Genomic DNA, 20,673 nt, shown 5'->3' on the forward strand with positions numbered 1-20,673 from the left:
TCCTTTGGCGAAGACAGTGAATCGGGAGGTCAGTTGGTGTCGTAAAGGTGGCAGGCCGTGGCATGCCGGATCGCGATGCCGCGCAGCTGCGGCACCTCGGTGCGGCAGCGCGGCATCGCCTTGGGACACCGCGGATGAAAGTGGCAGCCCGAGGGCGGCGCGATCGGGCTCGGGATCTCGCCGCGGATCGCGCTGAAGGTGGTGCGCCGCGCGTCGATGCTCGGAATCTCGGCCAGCAGCGCCTGCGTGTACGGATGGGCCGGCCGCGCGAACAGCTCGGCCACCGGCGCGCTTTCGACCACGCGGCCGAGGTACATCACGACCACGCGGTCGCACAGATGCTCGATCACGCCCAGGTCGTGGCTGATGAAGAGGTACGCCAGCCCGAGCTGGTCGCGCAGGTCCATGAAGAGGTTGAGGATCTGCGCCTGGATCGACACGTCCAGCGCCGCCACCGCCTCGTCGCACACCAGCATCGAAGGCTGCACCGCGAGCGCCCGCGCAATGCCGATGCGCTGGCGCTGGCCGCCGCTGAACTGGTGCGGGTAGCGATGGCGCAGCGCGGGGTCGAGCCCGGCGCGTTGCAGCTGGGCGCTCACGTAGTCGTCCTGCCCCGCCGCATCGGTCAGCCCGTGGAGCAGCGCCGCCTCGCCCACGATGCGCGAGACGCGCAGGCGCGGGTTCAGGCTCGCATACGGGTCCTGGAACACCATCTGGATGCGCAGGCGTGCCGCCAGCTGCTCTGCGGCCGAAAGGCTCGCCACCGGCTTGCCGCCGACGATCACTTCACCCTCCGTCGGTGTCAGCAGGCCCGCGGCGATTCGGCCCAGCGTCGACTTGCCGCAGCCGGATTCGCCGACCAGGCCGACCACCTCGCCGGGCCGCACGGACAGGTCGACTACATCGACCGCGTGCGTGACCACCGGCGGCTTGCTCATGCCGACGCTGCGCAACGCGCGGCCGACAGCGCCGGGCGGCGGCGCGACGCCGAAACGCTGCGCGACCCGGCGCAGTTCGACCAGCGGCACATCGTTGTCCTGCACGGGGGCGCGCGCCGCGGCGGGCACCGCGGCCGGCGACGTGCGCACGGGCTTGTCGCGCTGCGGATGAAAGCAGCGCACCTCGTGCCAGGGCGCGTCATGCCGCGGGCGCGAAACCTCGGGCCGCGTTTCGCAGGCCGCATCCGCATGCGGGCAGCGCGGCGCGAAGGCGCAGCCGGCCGGCATGTCGAGCAGGCTCGGCGTCATGCCCGGGATCTGGCGCAGCCGCGCCCCGCGCGCGTTGGCACTCGGCAGGCTGTCGATCAGCCCGCGCGTGTACGGATGCTGCGGATGGTCGAGCACGTCGGCCACCGTGCCGTGCTCGACGATGCGACCGGCATACATCACGGCGATCTCGTCGGCCAGGCTCGCCACCACCGAGAGGTCGTGGCTGATCCAGATCAGAGAGGTGCCGGTGTCGCGCACCAGTTTCTGCACTTCGGAGAGGATCTGCGCCTGGATCGTCACGTCCAGTGCGGTGGTCGGCTCGTCCGCGATGATCAGGTCGGGGCCGTGCAGCATCGCGATGGCGATTGCCACGCGCTGGCGCATGCCGCCCGAGAGCTGGTGCGGGTAGGCGCGCAGCCGCTCCTCGGGGCTCGGGATGCCCATCAGCCTCAGCGTGTCGCGCGCATGGCGGCGTGCCTCTTCGGTGGAGACGCGCTTGTGCGCCTTCACCGCCTCGATCATCTGGGTGTCGACCCGCAGCACCGGGTTGAGCGTGGCCATCGGATCCTGGAAGATCATCGCGATGCGGTTGCCGCGCAGCTCGCGCCGCTCGGTTGCCGCCAGCTGCGTGAGTTCGCGGCCCTGGAACAGCACCTGCCCGCCCTCGACCTTTCCTGGCGGATCGACCAGGCCCATGATCGAGAAGCCGGTGACCGACTTGCCCGAGCCCGACTCGCCCACCAGGCCCAGCACCTTGCCGCGCCCCAGCGTGAAGGACACGCCGTCGACCACCGGCAGCACGCCGGCGCGCGTGTGGAAGCGCGTCTGCAGGTTGCGCACCTCAAGCGTCGGCACCTCGAGGTCTTGCACGGGAACGGCGCTCATTTCTGCAGCCTCGGGTTGAGCACGTCGCGCAGCTGGTCACCGACCAGGTTGATCGCGACGATGGCGGCCAGCAAGGCGACGCCGGGGAAGAAGCTGATCCAGTATTCGTTGGACAGCAGGTATTGGTAGCCGTTGGAGATCAGCAGCCCCAGCGACGGCTCGGTGATCGGCACGCCCAGCCCCAGGAAGGACAGCGTGGCCTCCAGCGTGATGGCGCGCGCGATCTGCAGCGCGCCGATCACCAGCAGCGGCGGCAGGCAGTTCGGCAGGATGTGGCCGGTGACGATGCGCCAGCGCGGAATGCCCTGCCCCTGCGCCGCGTCCACGTACTCGCGCCGCGCCTCGACCAGCGCCTGGCCGCGGGCGGTGCGCGCGTAGTAGGCCCACTCCAGCAGCACCAGCGTGAGCATCACGTTGCCCACGCCCTTGCCGACGTAGGCCAGGATCATCAGCGCCATCAGGATGGTCGGAAACGACAGCAGCAGGTCGACCAGCCGCATCAGCAGCGCGTCGACCTTGCCGCCGGCATAGGCGGCAATGAGGCCGACCAGCGTGCCGACCACCGCGGCGATCAGCGCCGAGCCCACGCCCACCGTCAGGCTGATGCGCAGCCCGTAGACGATGGCCGAGTACAGGTCGCGGCCCTGCCCGTCGGTGCCGAGCCAGTAGGTGTAGCCGCCCTCGCTGCTGTGCGAGCCCGGCGGCAGGCGCGCGTCGAGCACGTCGAGCTGCAGCAGGTCGTAGGGGTTCTGCGGCGTGATCCACGGCGCGAGCAGCGCGGCCAGCACCACGATGCCCAGCACCACCAGCCCGCCGACGGCGATGCGCGAATGCAGGAAGTCGGCGGCCACGCGCCACCAGATGGAGCGCTCGTCGTAGCTTTTCACTGCGCTCATTTCGCGCCCTCCAGCCGCACGCGCGGGTCGAGCAGCTTGTAGAGCAGGTCGACGATGAGGTTCAGCGTCACGAAGATCACGACCACCACCATCAGGTAGGCCACCACCACCGGGCGGTCGAGCGAGTTGATGCTGTCGAGGATCAGCTTGCCGGCGCCCGGCCAGGCGAAGATGCTCTCGGTGACCACCGCATAGGCGATGGTCGCGCCCAGTTCCAGCCCCAGCACCGTGACCAGCGGGATCATGGTGTTGCGCATCACGTGCATCAGCACCACGCGCGTGGGCGTGAGGCCCTTGGCGCGCGCGAACTTCACGTAGTCCTGCGGCAGCACCTCGCGCACGCCGGCGCGCGTGAGCCGCAGCACCAGCGAGATCTTGAAAAGCGCCAGGTTGAAGGCCGGCAGCAGCAGGTGCTGCCAGCCGTCGAGCGTGAGCCAGGACCACTGCACGCCGAACAGCTCGCGCGTGGCGCCGCGTCCGCTCGCGGGGAGCCAGCCGAGCTGCACGCTGAACACCATGATCAGCATCAGCGCGACCCAGAAGGCCGGCAGCGAGAAGCCGACGATGCTGGTGGCCATCAGCGTTCGCGACACCGGATGCTCGGGCTTCATGCCCGCGAACAGCCCCAGCGGCACGCCCACCATGATGGCCATGAGCAGCGCCGCGAAGGCCAGCTCCATCGTGGCCGGCAGGCGCTGCAGGATCAGGCGAACGGCGTCTTCCTGGTAGACGAAGCTGCGCCCCAGGCTGCCGTGCAGCGCGCCGTCGACGAAGGCCAGGTACTGGCGCCACAGCGGCTGGTCGAGCCCGAGCCGCGCGATGGCGGCCAGGCGCTCCTGCTGGTTCATGTCCTCGCCGATGAGGATGTCGATCGGGTTGCCGATGGCATGCAGGCCGATGAAGACGATCACCGTCATCGCCACCACGACGCCCAGCGCCTGCAGCACGCGGCGCAGGAGCCAGCCAGTCATGGCGACACCTCGCGGTCGCCGGCTTCGATGTACGGCGGCAGCTCCGAGGGCGTCCATTCGTCGCCGTCGAGCTCGGGCTCGGCGTAGCGCTGCATGGCGGCGAAGTGCTGGCCGGCATCCTCGCCCAGCAGCCTGGCCGCGAGGCCGCGTGCCAGGCGCTGCGCGCCGTCGGTGATCTGCGGGATGTCGCCGGCCGCGGCGCCGTGCGAGAGCGAGGCGGCATAGTTGAAGCAGTGCACGCGCTCCAGCCCGGGGCAGGCGCCGGGCGTCTTCTCCTGGAACTCGAACAGCGGCCCGAGGTCGGGAGATTCGGCGAGCTCGCTGTCGGCCATGCCTTCGGGCGGCGCGAAGCGGTCCTGCCAGACGCGCACCTGCGAAGAGAACGCGACGAACTCGGGCCGCAGCGCCCAGTCGGTGCGAAAACCCGTGCTGAACACGACGAAGTCGGCCGCCAGCGGGCCCTTGGCCGTGTCCAGCCGCAGAGCGCCGTCGGGCCGCTGCGCGGCACCGAGCACCGGCGTGCCGAGCTGGAAATGCGCGTTCGCATGGCGCGACACACGCAGCGTGCTGCCGTGCGGCGGCGGCACCTGCTGCACGTTGATGTAGTGGCGGATGCGCCACTTCCATTCGTCGGGCAGTTGCCAGAAGCCGTGGACCATGCCCGGACTGCCCGCGCCCTTGCCCTTGTTGACGCGCGGCAGGTCGGCGCGGCGGATCAGCAGGTCGACGCGCGCGGCACCGGCTTCGAGCGCGCTCGCGGCGGCGTCCATCGCCGAGGCGCCGCCGCCGACCACGGCGACACGCTTGCCGCGCAGGCTTTGGGCGTCCCAGCGTTCGGACGAATGGGCCCAGCGATCGCGCGGCAGCGAAGCCGCCCAGTCGGGCACCCAGGCACCGCCGAGGCCGTCGCGGCCGGTCGCGAGCACGACGTGGCGCGCCTGCACGCTGTAGTGCCCGCCGCCCGCGGCGAGATCGGCCAGGTCGAGCTGCACCACGCCGTCGGCGCGCGGCAGCACCGCCCTCACCTGCTGCTCGTTGCGCACGTCGAGGTCGAGCACGCGGCGGTACCAGCGCAGGTACTCGGCCCATTGCAGGCGCGGGATCTTGTCGAGCGCGTCCCAGGCCGCCAGGCCCCACTGCGCCTCGAACCAGGCGCGGAAGGTCAGCGCCGGCAGGCCCAGCGCGGGGCCGGTGAGCTCCTTGGGCGAGCGCAGCGTTTCCATGCGCGCGGTGGTGGCCCAGGGGCCTTCGAATCCGGCCGGCGAGCGGTCGTAGATGCGGGCGTGCACGCCCAGGTGCTTGAGCGTCGCGAGCAGCGCGAGGCCCGCCATGCCGCCGCCGACGATGGCGACGTCCAGCAGCGCATCGCCGTGCGCCGGGTTGGGGGGCACCCAGCGTTTTGCGGGCAGGCCGAGCCACGACAGGTCTTGCCGCAGGCGCACTTCGAGCGCGGGAAGGCCGAGGGGTACGTTCGTCACAGGGGCTTTCAGGAAATGCTTTCTTCGTCCGCGGCGGCATCGCCGCCGCCGTACAGGGTGCGCAGCAGCGCCGCGTGCGCCGACACGTCGTGCTGCACGAAATGCGGCAGCTCGCTGGCGGCGGCCAGCAGGGCATCGATCAGCGCGCGCACCGGCGCCGTGATCGGCTTGGCCTGCGGCGTGACCACACCGAAGACGAAGGGAATGTCGGTATCCAGCGGCCGCACGGCCAGGCCTTCGAGCGGCGCGCCGCAGGCGGTCAGCGGCTCCAGCACGGCCACGCCGAGCCCGGCGCGCGCCAGCGCCTGGGCGTTGACCGAAGAATTGGTCTCGATCAGCGCGTCGCGCCGCGCCGGCGAATGGCCGGCGCGCGCCAGCGTGGCGTCGAGCCGGTGGCGCAGGCGGAACGGGTTGCTCATCGTGATGATGCGGCGCTGCGCCAGCGCCTCCAGCGGCACGACGTCGAGCGCCGCCAGCGGATCGTCCTGCGGCAGCACGGCCACGCAGGGCATCTGTCCGATCCAGTGCACTTCCAGCCCGCGGTGCTCCAGCGGCAGGCTGCTCGCGCCGAGCTGCGCCGCGCCGCTGAGCACCGCGTGCACGACCTGTTCGGCCGAGGCACTGCGCAGCTGGATGGGCATGGTGCCGGCCTGCGCCTCCATTTGCCGCAATGCCCGCGGCAGCAGCCCGAGCGCCAGCGCGGAGGTGGCGGCCAGCAGCAGCGGCTGGGCATTGCCGCGCGCGATCTCGGCCGCGCGCAAGTGGATCTGCTGCAGGCTGCCGAGGGCGCGGTCTACATCTTCATAGAGCAGGAAACCCTGCTCCGTCGGCGCCACCCGGGGTCCGTGGCGGGTGAACAACGCATAGCCGATCTCGGCTTCGAGTTCCTGCACCAGGCGCGACACCGCCGGCTGCGAGCGCGCCAGCAGCCGGGCGGCGCCCGTGACGCTGCCGGTCGACATGACGGCGGCGAAGGCTTCAAGCTGCCGGAGTTCCATGGGATTCAGTATCCATTTTCATCATCATGAAGCATTTAGCATGTGAATTGCAAATACTTCATCCGCATGAGCTTAGATGCGGGGTTTCTAAGCGGCGGATTCGAAAGTGCCTCATCGAGACGGTGCGTGACTTCGTGAGCGAGCCTGTTTTCCGAAATCTGGTGTCGGTTGGCGATGAATCGTTTCGCGCAGCGTAAAGATCCGACGCGGTCCTTAATTGATTCCGGGACTTCGTGCCGGTAACTTTGATTCCCAGACACGGCGTTCTTTCTCCCCCCTTTTTTGCGGGCGCCGTCATTCGGAAAGCAAAGCGCATGACCCCCCACCACACTCCGTTGACGGCCGCCACGGCCGACACTTTCGGCTCCGGTAGCTCCAGAGTTTCGATTCCGCGCGAACGGAAGGCTCCCCAATGACAACCTGGGACACCGCGAAACGCGCACGAGAAGGGCGGCTGCAAGCCGGCGCGCCCTATGCCAAAGGCAAGCACGTCGCGGCCAGCGACGCCACGGCGCTGCTGGAGGCCGTGCTGCAGCCGGGCGACCGCGTCTGCCTGGAAGGCGACAACCAGAAGCAGGCCGAGCTGCTGGCGGCCGCGCTGGCAGCCGTCGACAGCGCCAAGGTCCACGGCTTGCACATGGTGCAGTCCGGCGTGGTGCTGCCCGAACACCTCGACGTGTTCGAGCGCGGCATCGCCAAGCGGCTGGACTACGCCTATTCGGGCCCACAGTCGCAGCGCATCGCCAGGATGCTGTTCGGCGGAAAGATCGAGCTCGGCGCGGTGCACACCTACCTGGAGCTGTTCGCGCGCTACTTCATCGACCTCACGCCGCAGGTGGCGCTGATCGCCGCCGTGAGCGCCGACCGCGAGGGCAACCTCTATACCGGCCCCAACACCGAAGACACGCCCACCGTGGTGGAGGCCACCGCCTTCAAGGACGGCGTGGTCATCGCGCAGGTCAACGAGATCGTCGACAAGCTGCCGCGCATCGACATTCCGGCCGACTGGGTGCACTTCGTGGTGGAGAGCGGCAAGCCCTTCTACGTGGAGCCGCTGTTCACCCGCGACCCTGCCGCCATCACCGAGACGCAGATCCTCACCGCCATGCTGGCGATCAAGGGCATCTACGCACCCTACGGCGTCAAGCGCCTGAACCACGGCATCGGCTTCAACACGGCGGCCATCGAGCTGCTGCTGCCGACCTACGGCGAGCGCCTGGGCCTGAAGGGCAAGGTGGCCAGCCACTGGGCGCTCAACCCGCATCCGACCATGATCCCGGCGATCGAATCGGGCTGGGTCGAGCAGATCCACAGCTTCGGCTCCGAGGTCGGCATGGACGACTACATCCGCGCGCGCCCCGACATCTATTTCACCGGCCCCGACGGCTCGCTGCGCTCGAACCGCGCCTTCTGCCAGACCGCGGGCCTGTATGCCTGCGACATGTTCATCGGCTCCACGCTGCAGATCGACCTGCAGGGCAACTCCTCGACGGTGACCACCGAGCGCGTGGCCGGCTTCGGCGGCGCGCCCAACATGGGCAGCGATGCGCGCGGCCGGCGCCACCCCAGCGCCCCCTGGCTGCAGGCCGGCAAGGAGGCCGACCCCGACAGCCCGCCCGCGCTGCGCCGCGGCCGCAAGCTGGTGGTGCAGATCGGCGAGACCTTCGGCGACAAGAACGTACCGCTCTTCGTGGAGCACCTCGACGCCCTGCGCCTGGCTGAGAAGCTCGACCTGGACCTGGCGCCGGTGATGGTCTACAGCGACGACGTGACGCACATCGTGACCGAGGAAGGCATCGCGAACCTGCTGCTGTGCCGCGACCGCGACGAGCGCGAACAGGCCATCCGCGGCGTGGCCGGCTACACCGAGATCGGCCGCCGGCGCGACGCGAAGATGGTCCAGCGCCTGCGCGAGCGCGGCGTCATCCGCCGCCCGGAAGACCTGGGCATCGACCCGATGGACGCCGACCGCCGCATGCTGGCCGCGCGCTCCATCAAGGATCTTGTGAAGTGGTCCGGCGGCCTTTATGCGCCCCCCTCCAAGTTCAGAAACTGGTAAGGAAACACATCGATGGAACAACTCAATTTTCGGCACGCGGCGCGCCAGCGCGCGGCGGGGTCCATGCGCCAGGCCATCGTGGGCGTGGTCGCCTCCGGCAACCTGGAAGTGCTGGTGGAGCGGCTGCTGCCCGACGGCGAATGCGAGGTCGACATCCGCACCGCGGCCGAAGGCTTTGGCGAGGTCTGGCAGGCCGTGGTCCAGGATTTCGTCGAACGCCGTTCGCCGGGAGGGCTGAAGCTGTCCGTGAACGATGGCGGTGCCCGTCCCGACACCGTCGCGCTTCGGCTGGCACAGGCGGTGCGCGCCGTGGAAGGAGACCCCGCATGAACGCCCTCGTGCACCACGACGACCAGCGGCTTGCGGCCAGCTGGTACGAAGCGTCCGCGCGCCAACGCGTGGACGGCCTGCTCGACGCCGGCAGCTTCGAGGAGTTCATCGGCCCGGAACTTCGCGAGACCAGCCCGCACCTGCCGTTGTTCGATCTGCCGCAGCAGTTCGACGACGGCATGGTCGTGGGCCGCGGCCGACTCGACGGCGCACCGGTGCTGGTGGCCGCGCAGGAGGGCCGCTTCATGGGCGGTGCCTTCGGCGAGGTGCATGGCGCCAAGCTCACGGGCCTGCTGCGCGCCGCGCGCGACATCGGCACCGTGCCGGTGCTGATCCTGTTCGACACCGGCGGTGTGCGGCTGCAGGAAGCCAACGCGGGCGAACTCGCGATCGCGGAAATCATCCGCGCCCTGCTGGACGCGCGCCTGGCCGGCGTGCCGGTGGTGGGCCTCATCGGCGGGCGCGCCGGCTGCTATGGCGGCGGCGGCCTGATCGCGGGGTGCTGCTCGGCGCTGGCCGTTTCCGAGCAGGGCCGCATCAGCGTGTCCGGCCCCGAAGTCATCGAGACCAACCGCGGCGTGGAAGAGTTCGACGCCAAGGACCGCGCGCTGGTGTGGCGCACCATGGGCGGCAAGCACAGGCGGCTGATCGGCGGTGCCGAGCGGTTCGTGGACGACACCGTGGCCAGCTTTCGCGCGGCGGCGGTCGACCTGGTCCGCGGCACTTCGACACCGGACGAGGCCACCCTCGAGGCCGAGCAGGCCCGCCTGGCGCGGCGCATCGAACGCTTCGGCGAATGCCGCGACGCACTGGACGTCTGGCAGGCGCTGGGCGCCGACCACCCCGACGCCATTCCCGGCATGCCCTTCGAGGCATTCGTCGCCCTGGCCCAACGACTGGAGGCGCCTCGCCATGACGCTCGCTGAAATTCTTGCTTCGCTCTTTCCGAAGGGCCACCAGGTGGTGATCGAGGACGGCCTGCTGTCGGGCCAGGGCCCGCGCGCCGACGGCACGGAGATGGCCGTCATAGGTGTCGACGGCCGCAAGGCCATCGGCATCGACGAGGCGGCCTGGCTCGCGCGCAAGGTGATGGACACGCTCAGAGCGGGGGGCACGACACCGATCCTGGTGCTGATCGACAGCGACAGCCAGCGCATGAGCAAGCGCGACGAGATGCTGGGGCTCAGCGAATACCTTGCGCACCTTGCCAAGTGCCTGAACCTCGCGGACGCGCGCGGCCACGCAACCGTCGGCCTGCTCTACGGCCACACGGCCGCGGGGGCCTTCATCGCCACCGCGCTGTCGACCCGCACGCTGGTGGCGTTGCCGGGGGCGGAGCCGATGGTGATGGACCTGCCGTCCATGTCACGCGTGACCAAGCTGCCCATCGAGGTGCTGCAGGAGAAGGCCAGGTCCACCCCGGTGTTCGCGCCCGGCCTGGACAACCTGATGCAGACCGGTGCGGTGGCGTCCGTGCTGGACCCCGAGCGCCCTCTCGACCTGCAGCTCGACGAGGTGCTCAAGTCCCTGCCCCGGCAGGGAGGGCATGCGCCGGACCTGCGAGACCAGCTCGGCAAGGAACGCCATGGCCGCCCGAAGGCCGCTGACATTGCAAGGCGCGTGTATGAGCTTGCCCGCCCTGCCCTCTGACTCGTGCCTGCCGCGGCACCAGCTGGTGCGGGCCGCGCCGCCGGCCTGGGCCGCGCTGATGGCTTCACGCCAGGACCTGGCCGATGAGCCACTGCTCGAAGGCTGGGCGCACCGTGGTTGGCCGCTCGTCGTGCGGCGTCGCCTGCCGGGCGAACCTGGCGGCGCGTCATGGTTGCCGGTGGGCCTGCCGCTGCCCCCGATGGCCGGCAAGCGGCGCATCGCCTTGCAGGTGCAACTCGCCCACATCGTCTCGGTTTCGGGATTGCCGCAGCTGTACGAAGTGGTCGCCTCGGCGCCGCGGGCCTGGCACCCCGCCCTGCAGCAGCTCCTGGCCGTCGGTGAACACTTCGGCGTGCAGACCCGCGTGTTCGGCAGCCTCGCCTGGCAATGGCTGACCGGGCTGGAGTACCTGAGCCAGGGCTCGGACATCGACCTGACCTGGACGCTGCCCCCCGGCGACCGCATCGAGGAATTCCTGGTGGCCTTGGCCCGCATCGACGCCGCCGCGCCGATGCGGGTGGACGGCGAGCTGCTTCGGCCCGACGGGTCGGGCGTCAACTGGCGCGAACTTCATTCGCGCAGCGCCGAAGTGCTGCTCAAGACGGCAACCGACCCGCTCCTGTGCGCCCGCTCGCAGTTCCTGGAGCCGGTCGCATGAACGCGGCAGCGCCGGCATGGATCGCATCGGCCTCGGTTCGCCACGACCGAGCACGCGCCTGCGCGGAACATCTGAGTGCACTGGCCGAGCGCAGCCTTCGGCTGGAGGTGCGCACCTGGCCGAAGCCGGGGCTGGTCAGCCACGTCGACTGTGGCAGCCACAAGGACATGGACGCAGGCACCTTCCACCGCAGCGCGGCGGCACTTCGGCCCTACTTCGCGGAACTGGCCGAGGCCGGCATGCAGGACGCCGACATGACCGTGCTGCGGAAGATCGGCCTGCGCGCCGAGTGCGCCATGACTGCGGCGACTGGTGGCGTGAACACCCATCGCGGCGCCATCTTCGGGCTCGGCCTGCTGTGCGCCGCGGCCGGACTGCAGGCGCGACGCGGCGTCGAGGGCGGCCCCTCGCAGTCACTGGGCGACACCGTCTCGCGCCGCTGGGGCAGCGACATTCTTGCCGGCCCGCGGCCGAGCGACAGCCACGGCGAAGCCGTGAAGCGCCGCTACGGCGCAGGCGGCGCCCGGCAGGAAGCCGCGCTGGGCTTTCCGAGCGTCTACGACATCGGCCTGCCCGCCCTTCGCCAAGCCGCGCAACTGGCACCGCGCGATGCACAGGCCGCAAGGGTGCAGGCATGCTTTGCGCTCATCGCCGAGCTGGAGGACACCAACCTGCTGCACCGCGGCGGTGCCGCCGGCCTGCGCTTCGCCCAGCGAAGCGCGCGCGCCTTCCTGGCCGCCGGCGGCGTCGGGCGGCCCGGCTGGCGTCGCGCCGCCGAGAAAATCCATCTCGCCTTCGTGGCGCGCTGGCTGAGCCCGGGCGGCGCGGCCGACCTGCTGGCGATGAGCCTGTTCGCGATGGCGATCGAACACGAACACGAGCCCGCGCCGTGATCGCGATCATCCTGCTCGCGCTGGTGCCGATCTACTTCGTGCTTCTGCTGGGCTACACCGCCGGCAAACGGGGTGTGATCAACAACACGCACGTCGGCGAGCTCAATACTGTCGTCATGACCTATGCGCTGCCCGCCTCGCTGTTTGCCGCCACCGCCGCCACGCCGCGCGACACCCTGCTGTCACAGTGGCCGCTGCTCGTCATCCTGGGGGGCGCCATGATGCTGGTCTACCCGCTGTGGTACGGGCTGCAGCGCCGGTTGATGCGGCGCAGCGCCAGCGAGGCTGCGCTGCAGTCGCTCACTGTGGCGCTGCCGAACTACGCGGCGGCGGGCCTGCCCATCGTCGTGGCGCTTCTGGGGCCGACGCACACGGTGCCCGTGGCCGTCGCCATCGCGGCGGGCTCGCTGCTGCCCTCGCCCGTCACCTTGGCGCTGCTGGAGCTCTCTGCAGCGCGGCCGGGCGAAACGGCGACAGCCGGCGCCAAGGCCGTGCGGTTTGCACGTGCCATGGGACATGCGCTGGTAAAACCCATCGTGCTCGCTCCGATCGCCGGCACGGCAATCGCCCTGCTCCAATGGAAGCTGCCGCCTGTCGCCGCTGCGTCGCTGGGACAGATCGGACAGGCCGCGGGCGGCATGGCGCTGTTCGTGACCGGGTTGATCCTTTCGGCGCAACGTTTCCGCTTGAGCTGGAACACCACGCTGGCGACCGTCACGGTCACCGTCGCCCAGCCGCTGCTGGCGCTGGGCATCGCCAAGGCCATGGGCGCACCCGCGGACATCACGCGAATCGCGGTGCTGATGGCGGCACTGCCTTCGGGCTTCTTCGGTGTGCTCTTCGGCGCCAACGCCGGCGTGAAGTCGGAGGAATCAGGCTCCACCGTGATCGCCAGCACGCTGACCGCCATGCTCACCGTGGCCGTGACCATCGCATGGCTCTATGGGCCGGGCGGCATGCCATGACGCTCGCCATCCTGTGCCCCGGGCAGGGCAGCCAGAACGCCGGCATGTTCTCGCTGACGGGCCCCGCCGCCGAAGCGCAAGGGCTTTTCGCCCACGCCACCCGGCTGCTGGGACACGACCCGCGCACGTGGGTGCGCGAAGCCGCCACCGACGCACTGCACGAGAACCGCTCGGCGCAGTTGCTGTGCACGCTGCAGGCCCTCTGCGCCTGGGCCGTGCTGTCGGACGCGTTCGCGCCGCGCCGCTGCATCGCGGGCTACAGCGTGGGCGAGATGGCGGCATGGCACATCGCAGGCTTGACGACAGCAACGGACACGCTCGACCTCGTCGCCGCGCGCGCCGAGGCCATGGATGCCGCCCAACGAGCCAGGCCGGGCGAGCAAGGCCTTCTGTTCGTGCGCGGCCTCGAACGGGCCGGCATCGACCAGCTGTGCGCACACCGTGAAGCCGCCGTCGCCATCGTCAACCCCGGCGACGCTTGGGTGCTGGGCGGCATGCGCGACGCGCTCGCGGACATCGCGCCGCAGGCGCTGGCGCAGGGCGCGACGAGGGTCGTGCCGGTCGAGGTGAAGGTGGCCTCGCACACCTTCCTCATGGGCGATGCCACGACCTCCTTCCGGAACACCCTGGCCGGCGCCACCATCGCACGCGCTCCCCTGTCGGGCGCGCGCTTGTTCAGCGGCATCGACGGCGAAGTGGTGCTGAGCGCCGCGCAAGGCACGCAGAAGCTGGCCCTGCAGATTTCCCGGACGGTGCAGTGGGCGTCCTGCCTGGAAGCCTGCGTCGAAGCCGGCGCCACGGCCTTCTTCGAACTCGGCCCGGGCCGCGCACTCAGCGAGATGGTCTCCGGCGCGTATGCGGGCGTCGACGCGCGCAGCCTCGACGATTTCAAGACCCTGCAAGGGGCGCGAGACTGGCTGGTGCGCGCGCAGTCACGCACCTAGCAACGGCGGGCCAGGCGCCCCCGTTGGTCCAGCGGGACGACCACGCCGGCAAACATCAGGACGAACGCGAACACGAAGCACGTTCGCACAGCCAGCCATCAGGGCGTACAGGATCCAGCCTGCGTATGGGCCTCAGGACAGCTCGGCCTTCGCGCCGCGGCACACCGCCAGCAGCGCAAGCAGGTTCGGGTCACGTTCTCGCGTGCGCAGGAAGCTGACGCCCAGGGTTTGGCGCATCAGGTACTTGGGCTGTACGGGAATCAGCTGCACGTTCTTCGAGAACACGTCTCGTACGCGCCCCGGCAGCAGCGTGCAGCCGATGCCGCCGCTCACCAGATTCATCAGCGAGAAGATGTCGCCGGTCTGCATCACCACGTTGGGCGTGAACCCGGCTACGCGGAACGCTTCCACAAAGCCGTTGTATGTGGCAAAACCTTCCTTCAGGCTGACGAAGTTCTCGTCGGCGCAGGTGCTCAGGTCCACACGCTTGTGTCGCGCATAGCGCGAGCCCACGGGTGCGGCGAAATGGATTTCGTCATCGAACAGCGGCTCCGACACCAGGTCGGCCTCGTCTTCGGGGAGCGCCATCAGGGCCGCGTCAATGGCGCCGTCGCGCAGCTTCTGCAGCAGGTCGGCATTGGAGCCGAGTACGAGCTCGGTCTCCAGCGCCGGCTTGCGCACCTTCATGTGGATGAGCACCGTCGGCACCGTGCGGATGGTGAGCGAATAGAGCGACCCGATGCGGATACGGTCGGCCGAATAGCCTGCGATCTCCCGCGTGGCTCGTACGCCCTGCGCCAGCGTCTGCAGCACCTCGCGTGCCACCTCGGCCAGCGTTTGCGCTGCCTCGGTCGGATGCAGGTTGCGGCCCTCGTGCCGGAACAGCGCGCAGCGCACCCCCGACTCGAGCGAGTGCAGCGCGCGATGCACGCTCACGGGGCTCACGTCCAGCCGCTCGGCGGCGCGCGCCAGGTTGCCCGTTTCCATGAACGCGATCAGCGTTTCGAGCTTGCGGAAGGTGATTTCTTCATCAATGCGAGGTTGCATGCTGGGCCCGGAAGTGAATGGTGCATCGTAGCGATTCGAGTTGTCTTTGACTGTCGAAGGCCAAGAATGATTCGCTGCGTACGCACTCGGCGGCTCGCACAATCGCTCAGGGCAGATGCCTCACCGATCCGGCTTGCCAACCTTGCGTCGAGCCGCGGGCAAAGTCCGCCCAGATCCGGCGCATCTCCATGCCGAGCTGCTCTATGTCCGCCCAGCGGGCCTTGCCAAGTTCCGGCGCCGCCGACCACGCTTGCGCGCTGCCGAGCAGGAATGGCAGATCGATGCAATGGCAGGCACCGAATCCGGTATCCGGTGATTGCCAATCGAATCGAAACAGGTAGGCATTGCAGCCCTTCGCAGCCACCTCTTGAACCAGGCTGCGGGCCCCACCTTCAAAGAGCACATTCATCCGTGCCGTCTCGGCGGCGTAGCGCACTTGCGTACCGGGTGTTGCAGCGACGTGGTTGTTCAGGAGAACAAAGGGCAGCGCGTCATCCTTGCACCATCCAGCGATGGTGTCGACGGCAGATCCCGACGGAGTGTCGGGTGAGACAGGGGCCCAGACAATCAGTTGATTCAGGCTTTTGGCGAGTCGACTCTGAGCGGCAATGAGGTCGTCGACGCTCGCGACGCGAGGATCCTGTCCAAGTTCGTCGATAAACATCGACGATACCCTGTCTGCCTCGTCCCGCGTGCGGGCGGCACCGTTGGCTCCACTGTGCAGGATGGCACGCTGAAACAAGGTGCCTCCGTGGCCCCAAGCAAGCATTGCCACGATCGAGAACCCGCCAGCCGACTGTCCGAACACCGTCACGTTGTCCGGATCGCCACCGAACCGCGAAATATGCGTCTTGACCCATTGCAGCGCCGCGACTTGGTCGGCCATCGCAGGGCTGGGTCCGGTGCTCGACGGAAACTGCAGGTAACCGAACACTCCGAGACGGTAGGTCACCGACACCACGACGACGTCCTGCTCTGCCGCCAGCTTGTCCCCGTCGTGCCATGGCAACTCGCCGCCGCCGGTGACGAAGCCACCGCCATGGATGAACACCATCACCGGGCGCCGGCCCACGGTGCCCGGCGTGAACACCGACAGCACCTGGCAGTGCTCGTCGACGTCCATGGGTGCCAACGGTCCTTGCACGACCTCCAGGCGAGAAGGCGCCTGCGGACAGATCGGGCCGCGCTCGGTGTGATGCTTGCCATCCCAGGCCAGGACCTCGGGTTGCTCGAAACGCTCGGCCCGTGCATATCGGATGTTGCGAAAAACTTCGACTTCGGTGGTCATTGCTCTTCCTTTCAAGATCGTTGAGGTTCGGAAAAAGCCGTCGACAGCGCGCAGCTTTCTGTTCCTGAACACGATCGTGCCGGCCCGGCGCAATGCCATCAATCAACGTAAGGGATGAAAAGTTAGCTTGAGCGAAACGGTTCGGCCAGTCCAGAAGACATCGGTGGTCCGCATCACCATGTTGGGCATGAATCCTGCCTATCGAAGCGCTTTCACCAGCGCCTCGGCGAAGTAGACTTCGTCCGCGAAAAGAGACTGCGACAGCAGCTCAAGGTTGCCTTCGGACATGGTCCTCAGCACGCAACCTCGAGCGAGTGCACCGCGCGGTGAACGCTCACGGTGCCGACCTCCAGGCGCTCGGCCGCGCGCGCGAGATTGCCGGTTTCCATGAAGCAGACGGTTCGGGGACATCGCACATGCACGACGATGTCCGTCAGCACGGTTACCCCGCGAACAATCTCTTCAACCAACCCTGCTTGATCTGGCCGCCAGCCCTTCCCTGCGCCAGTTCCTTGCTTGCCTGCGCCTTGACGATCCTTTCGGCCGTCGACCCGGTGACCTCCAGATGCGCTTTCACGGCAGGGACATAGGCACCGTCTTCGTGACGAATGTGGTTGAACAGCCAGCGCGAAAGCATGTCGTGGAGCTCGGCCAGCACATCCTCGCCACGCTCGAAACGGGTCCGAAACTCGACCACGCGGCGCACGAAGATCTCATGCACCTTCCTGTGCGGGCCCACGAACGAGTAGCCGGCGTCTTCGATCATGGCTTCCTCGAAGGCGAAGTGCGACGCGGTGTAGTCAATCGCCTCGTCGATGATCTTGCCGACGGCCCTTTGATCGTCCGTCAGCTTCGCATCGCCCAGCGCATTGATGTACTGGACGATGCGTTGGTGCTGGGTATCGATCTCGCGGATTCCTGTGTCGAGTTCGGTCTTCCATACGAGATGCGCCATGACTTCCAAAGATGAATTGCAGTTTGAACGATCAGTATCCGTGCGGCCAGCCTGCACACCGTTGATCCAGATCAAGCGCGTTCGATCGCGTGGGCGATGAAATCGGCCTTCCTGAAGTGCCCCCAATTCATCGCATTGCGGGGCACGAGACCGGCATGACCCATGAGCACGTACACGAGGAAAACCATGGCACGTCACTTCCGCCTGCCCGACATCACTGTGCGAATTCCCTTCGGGACCACGGAATCGGAACGCGTCGCCCTGTTAGGCGCCGCTGGTGTGCCGTTGGACGCGCAAGGTGATGTTGCCTGGGGCTTCCTGCATGAACGCACGCCCTTGCGGATCGGCGGCGACACCATCTGCCGCTGGCTCTGCGCCGGTGATGCGGTGTCTCCTGGATCCGAAGCCGGAGGCCAGTCCGGGGCCTCGATGCCTGCATGCGCGAGGTGCGCTAGTTCCGGGGCGCGTTGCTCTGCTTGACGAGCTGTTCGTATTGCGCACTGCTTTGCGCGACGAATGCGCCGAACGCCTGCGGATTCGCCGGATCGGAAATCTTGACGCCCAGTTCCGCGAAGCGTGACTTGACCTTCTGTTCCTTCAGCACCTCCGCGAAGGCGAGGTTGAGTTTGTTGACGATTAGGGCAGGCGTCCCCTTCGGCGCGAAGAGACCGGTCCAGAAGAAGAAATCGGCGCCTTTGAGCTCGGGCGTTTCGCCTGCGGACGGCAGGTCCTTGTTGCCCAGGTCGCGGTGCCCTTGATGTGCTCCAGCAGCGCGGGCAGCCCGGAGACGCCCACGTCGAGGTGGCCGCCCATGACATCCACCGCGATCTTCGAGGCGCTCGCGTAGGGAATGAAGTTCATGTCCACCTTCGCGCGCCTCTTGAAGTCCTCCATGGCCAGCGCGGGCAGCTTCCTGGCCGACCTGGTGTCGTCCGCCCTTCGCAACGCCTGAGTGAGGTGTCGCCGGTCCACCCTGATTCAGGCCTTCCTGGACCAGGCGCTGCACCAGCCTTTCGCGTGGACCGGCTTGCCCGCGAACAGCGCGCAGTTGCCCACGGCGTCGGTGGGTTTGGACTGCCACAGCGCGCAGCCGTTGCAGACCTGCGTGTTGTCGTGCTTGGGGTACTTCCTGGCATCGGCCTTCGTCGTGTCGGCGACGTAGCCGAGGGCCGCGGCCTGCGGATCCTTTTCATCGAGCGCGGCCTGGGAGAAGGCCTCGGTGACGGACATCAATCCACCGGTTGCGACAAGGGTCAGAAGGAAGGTGCGGCGATGTGAGGGCATTGTCGTTCTCGCATTGAGAGGAAAAAAAGCGGATCTACTCCGCCGCGCGGGGGGCGGTCCGTGCCTTCATTCTTGTGCGATGAACTCTTGGTGACCTTGCGCGGGGATCAACATCGGTGTGCCGCTGTTTCAGCGCCTGCAGTTGCGCCAGGATCGCCTTCAGCGAAAGTGCTCGCGTTAGCACGGCGACCAGGCTCTTCGCGCACCATTGCGGCAATTCGTCGAACCCCGCCCATCGGTAGGCATCCATCTCCGGCCGCGGCCGGCCGCGGCGGTCGACGAACTGGCTGGCGCATGTGCACGCATGCGCGTCGAAGTTGCCGCTCAGGACCGCGTAGAGCTGCAGGTCCTTCCCCGCTCGATAGGCGAAGCATCCCAGCGGCAGGAGGTCTTCGGGTGCCAGTCGCAGGCCGCATTCCTCGAAGGTCTCCCGCACAGCCGTCTGCCGGCCGGTTTCCGTCAGCGTGCCGCCGCCCTTGGGAATGTCCCAGTACGGGCTGCCGGTGGCGTGGCAGAGCAGCAGTTGCGCGTCGCCATTGAAGATCAGGACGCCGTGGCTGATCGATTTCATCGCCGGTTCTCAGTTGGCCGCCGCGGCCGCGGCGGCATCCAGCCGGCGCGCCGTCGAGACTGCGCCCGACCTGCGCGGCGCGATGGGCACGAAGGCTCTCGCGTTGCCGCGCATGATGAGCAATGCGACGGTCTCTTCGTCGCCGATGGATTTGATCGCCGCATCGAACTCGGCCTGTCCCGAGACGCTCACGTCGTTGACCGCGAGCACCATGTCGCCGAACCTCAGTCCCGCCCGTTGCGCCGAGCCCGTGACGGACTTGACGTAGAGCCCGGGGTCGAGCAACCCGACGCCCGGCGGACCCTTGCGCTCCGCGAGTTCGAGGCCGAACCGGACCTCGTGCATGTCGGTTCGCCGCGCGACCTGCGGCACGGCGTCCGCCACGCCTTGTGCCACCGCCACCTGCACCGGCAACGCGGATCTGTGGCGCCAGACGTTCAATGCCAGCCGGCTGCCGGGACGGGCCGAGGACACGCGGTTCTGGATGTCTTCATAGGACATCGGCTGCGCCGCGTCGACGGAAAGGATCACATCCCCGCTGCGAAGGCCCGCGATCTCCGCCGGGCTTGCCGCATCGACACGCACGATCAGGGCCCCTGTCGCCGCCGCCAGGCCGAAGGCCGGGGCGAGTTCGTCCGTCAGCGGCTGCGTCCTGGCACCGATCTGTCCCCGCGTGACCTTCCCCGTTGCACGAAGTTCTTCGGCGATGCGCATGACCGTATCGATAGGGAGGCTGAACGACAGGCCGATGTAGCTGCCGCCAACGGCGTAGATCATCGAGTTCATCCCCACGACCTCGCCTCGTTCGTCGAACAGCGGACCGCCCGAATTGCCCGGGTTGAGCGCGACGTCCGTCTGTATGAGCGGCACGCCGCCGCCGCCCGGCATGTAGCGCGGATTCGCGCTGACCACGCCCGCCGTCACGCTGCGCTCGAATCCGAAGGGCGCGCCCATGGCGGCAACCCATTCCCCAGGGCAGAGCCTGCCTGTCCGGTCAACGGCCACCGTCGGGAGGTTGCCGCCCGGTATCTTGAGCAGCGCGACATCGGTGCGCCGGTCGAGCCCGACGATCACGGCGTCGAAGCGATGCCTGTCGGCCGTGGACACGACGACCTGCTGGGCGCCAAGGACGGCATGCGCACTGGTGAGGACATAACCGTCGCGGCTGAAGATGAACCCCGAGGCCAGGCCACGGCCCGGGGCCTGGTCGAACGGTGCCGGCACGCGCGCCGAGGTGTCGACGGTCGGCCAGTCGTCGCGCTGCCCGATCACGCTCACGCCGACGACGGCCGGTGCCTGGCGAGCCGCCGCGGCGGCGAAGTCCACGCCTTGCGACGACGGCTGGGTCCGCTGCGCGCACGCCTGGTCTTGCGACCATGCGACATGTGGCCCGAGCAGCGCGAGCATGCCCAAGACGATTGCGGCGGCGCGGCCGGCCGGCCTGCGCTTCGCGTGGTCGCCACCATCGAAGGCAGGCGGAATCTTCATGACGGTTCTTTCGACGGGGACATTCCCGATGGCCGGATGGTCGCCGCGACGCCTTCGCACCGCCTTGCGCCACATCAAGCCGGCCACGGGCCGCGAGGCCTAAAT

Annotated in this window: 21 protein-coding genes and 1 pseudogene; 8 read left to right on the forward strand and 14 right to left on the reverse strand. The window is 68.5% G+C overall.

Translation table 11 applies throughout. The features are described from left to right. Nucleotides 1–29: 29 nt before the first annotated feature. The 6 genes and pseudogenes from QRN67_RS07655 to QRN67_RS07680 all read right to left on the reverse strand — a co-directional run bounded on the left by QRN67_RS07655 (nt 30) and on the right by QRN67_RS07680 (nt 6,436). The gene (locus QRN67_RS07655) at nt 30–1,043 is read right to left on the reverse strand and encodes an ABC transporter ATP-binding protein (RefSeq protein ID WP_503010881.1); all 1,014 of its coding nucleotides are present in this window, start codon (nt 1,041–1,043) and stop codon (nt 30–32) included. A 60-nt stretch (nt 1,044–1,103) separates the two neighbouring features. Next, nucleotides 1,104–2,093, reverse strand: a pseudogene (locus QRN67_RS07660) (ABC transporter ATP-binding protein); the annotation flags it as partial. Beyond that, the gene (locus QRN67_RS07665; protein ID WP_081267698.1) at nt 2,090–2,989 is read right to left on the reverse strand and encodes an ABC transporter permease; all 900 of its coding nucleotides are present in this window, start codon (nt 2,987–2,989) and stop codon (nt 2,090–2,092) included. The pseudogene QRN67_RS07660 and the gene QRN67_RS07665, both read right to left, overlap by 4 nt. Then, nucleotides 2,986–3,960 (reverse strand): ABC transporter permease, encoded by a 975-nt coding sequence (locus tag QRN67_RS07670; RefSeq protein WP_081267699.1) that lies wholly within the window; start codon nt 3,958–3,960, stop codon nt 2,986–2,988. Before QRN67_RS07670 ends, QRN67_RS07665 begins: the two co-directional genes overlap by 4 nt. After that, complete coding sequence (locus QRN67_RS07675; protein ID WP_503010882.1) at nt 3,957–5,450, reverse strand: SidA/IucD/PvdA family monooxygenase; 1,494 nt, start codon at nt 5,448–5,450, stop codon at nt 3,957–3,959. The genes QRN67_RS07670 and QRN67_RS07675 overlap by 4 nt, the downstream gene beginning before the upstream one ends. Next, nucleotides 5,447–6,436, reverse strand: coding sequence for a LysR family transcriptional regulator (locus QRN67_RS07680; protein WP_285411316.1), 990 nt, complete (start codon nt 6,434–6,436; stop codon nt 5,447–5,449). The genes QRN67_RS07675 and QRN67_RS07680 overlap by 4 nt, the downstream gene beginning before the upstream one ends. Before the next feature lie 412 nt (nt 6,437–6,848). Here QRN67_RS07680 and mdcA point away from each other — a divergent pair, with 412 nt between their 5' ends. Genes mdcA through QRN67_RS07720 form a run of 8 tightly spaced genes read left to right on the forward strand, consistent with a single transcriptional unit; the run spans nt 6,849 to nt 13,935 of the window. Continuing rightward, complete coding sequence (gene mdcA, locus QRN67_RS07685; protein ID WP_285411317.1) at nt 6,849–8,495, forward strand: malonate decarboxylase subunit alpha; 1,647 nt, start codon at nt 6,849–6,851, stop codon at nt 8,493–8,495. A gap of 12 nt (nt 8,496–8,507) precedes the next feature. Further along, nucleotides 8,508–8,825 carry a malonate decarboxylase acyl carrier protein gene (gene mdcC / locus QRN67_RS07690; RefSeq protein WP_285411318.1) on the forward strand — a complete coding sequence of 106 codons (318 nt, stop codon included), beginning with the start codon at nt 8,508–8,510 and terminating at the stop codon, nt 8,823–8,825. Further along, nucleotides 8,822–9,751: a biotin-independent malonate decarboxylase subunit beta gene (locus QRN67_RS07695; RefSeq protein WP_285411319.1), complete on the forward strand. Its 930-nt coding sequence runs from the start codon at nt 8,822–8,824 to the stop codon at nt 9,749–9,751. Before mdcC ends, QRN67_RS07695 begins: the two co-directional genes overlap by 4 nt. Then, nucleotides 9,738–10,475 carry a biotin-independent malonate decarboxylase subunit gamma gene (mdcE, locus tag QRN67_RS07700; RefSeq protein ID WP_285411320.1) on the forward strand — a complete coding sequence of 246 codons (738 nt, stop codon included), beginning with the start codon at nt 9,738–9,740 and terminating at the stop codon, nt 10,473–10,475. Before QRN67_RS07695 ends, mdcE begins: the two co-directional genes overlap by 14 nt. After that, entirely contained in the window at nt 10,450–11,133 is a 684-nt protein-coding gene (gene mdcG / locus QRN67_RS07705) for a malonate decarboxylase holo-[acyl-carrier-protein] synthase (protein ID WP_503010877.1), read from the forward strand. The genes mdcE and mdcG overlap by 26 nt, the downstream gene beginning before the upstream one ends. Continuing rightward, nucleotides 11,130–12,026 carry a triphosphoribosyl-dephospho-CoA synthase MdcB gene (mdcB, locus tag QRN67_RS07710; protein ID WP_285411321.1) on the forward strand — a complete coding sequence of 299 codons (897 nt, stop codon included), beginning with the start codon at nt 11,130–11,132 and terminating at the stop codon, nt 12,024–12,026. Before mdcG ends, mdcB begins: the two co-directional genes overlap by 4 nt. Next, the gene (locus tag QRN67_RS07715) at nt 12,023–12,991 is read left to right on the forward strand and encodes an AEC family transporter (protein ID WP_285411322.1); all 969 of its coding nucleotides are present in this window, start codon (nt 12,023–12,025) and stop codon (nt 12,989–12,991) included. Before mdcB ends, QRN67_RS07715 begins: the two co-directional genes overlap by 4 nt. Then, complete coding sequence (locus QRN67_RS07720) at nt 12,988–13,935, forward strand: ACP S-malonyltransferase (protein ID WP_285411323.1); 948 nt, start codon at nt 12,988–12,990, stop codon at nt 13,933–13,935. The genes QRN67_RS07715 and QRN67_RS07720 overlap by 4 nt, the downstream gene beginning before the upstream one ends. A gap of 132 nt (nt 13,936–14,067) precedes the next feature. Here QRN67_RS07720 and QRN67_RS07725 read toward each other — a convergent pair whose 3' ends face one another. The 8 genes from QRN67_RS07725 to QRN67_RS07755 form a co-directional block, all read right to left on the reverse strand. Beyond that, nucleotides 14,068–14,982, reverse strand: coding sequence for a LysR family transcriptional regulator (locus QRN67_RS07725; RefSeq protein WP_285411324.1), 915 nt, complete (start codon nt 14,980–14,982; stop codon nt 14,068–14,070). A 106-nt stretch (nt 14,983–15,088) separates the two neighbouring features. After that, entirely contained in the window at nt 15,089–16,270 is a 1,182-nt protein-coding gene (locus QRN67_RS07730) for a carboxylesterase family protein (RefSeq protein WP_285411325.1), read from the reverse strand. Between the two features lie 442 nt (nt 16,271–16,712). Further along, on the reverse strand, nt 16,713–17,300 hold the full coding sequence (locus QRN67_RS07735) for a bacteriohemerythrin (protein ID WP_285411326.1): 588 nt from the start codon (nt 17,298–17,300) through the stop codon (nt 16,713–16,715). Nucleotides 17,301–17,676: 376 nt separating this feature from the next. Then, on the reverse strand, nt 17,677–17,967 hold the full coding sequence (locus tag QRN67_RS07740; RefSeq protein WP_350226828.1) for a tripartite tricarboxylate transporter substrate-binding protein: 291 nt from the start codon (nt 17,965–17,967) through the stop codon (nt 17,677–17,679). Continuing rightward, nucleotides 17,862–18,086, reverse strand: a complete 225-nt coding sequence (locus QRN67_RS33205) for a hypothetical protein (RefSeq protein WP_350226829.1) — start codon at nt 18,084–18,086, stop codon at nt 17,862–17,864. Before QRN67_RS33205 ends, QRN67_RS07740 begins: the two co-directional genes overlap by 106 nt. Before the next feature lie 117 nt (nt 18,087–18,203). Beyond that, on the reverse strand, nt 18,204–18,455 hold the full coding sequence (locus tag QRN67_RS07745; RefSeq protein WP_285411327.1) for a high-potential iron-sulfur protein: 252 nt from the start codon (nt 18,453–18,455) through the stop codon (nt 18,204–18,206). 88 nt (nt 18,456–18,543) lie between these two features. Next, a complete protein-coding gene (locus tag QRN67_RS07750; RefSeq protein ID WP_285411328.1) occupies nt 18,544–19,080 on the reverse strand; it encodes an NUDIX hydrolase in 537 nt (178 codons plus the stop codon). Between the two features lie 9 nt (nt 19,081–19,089). Beyond that, nucleotides 19,090–20,568, reverse strand: a complete 1,479-nt coding sequence (locus QRN67_RS07755; protein WP_285411329.1) for a trypsin-like peptidase domain-containing protein — start codon at nt 20,566–20,568, stop codon at nt 19,090–19,092. Nucleotides 20,569–20,673: the final 105 nt, after the last annotated feature.

This window comes from Variovorax sp. efr-133-TYG-130, assembly GCF_030208835.1.
Taxonomy (GTDB): Bacteria; Pseudomonadota; Gammaproteobacteria; order Burkholderiales; family Burkholderiaceae_C; genus Variovorax.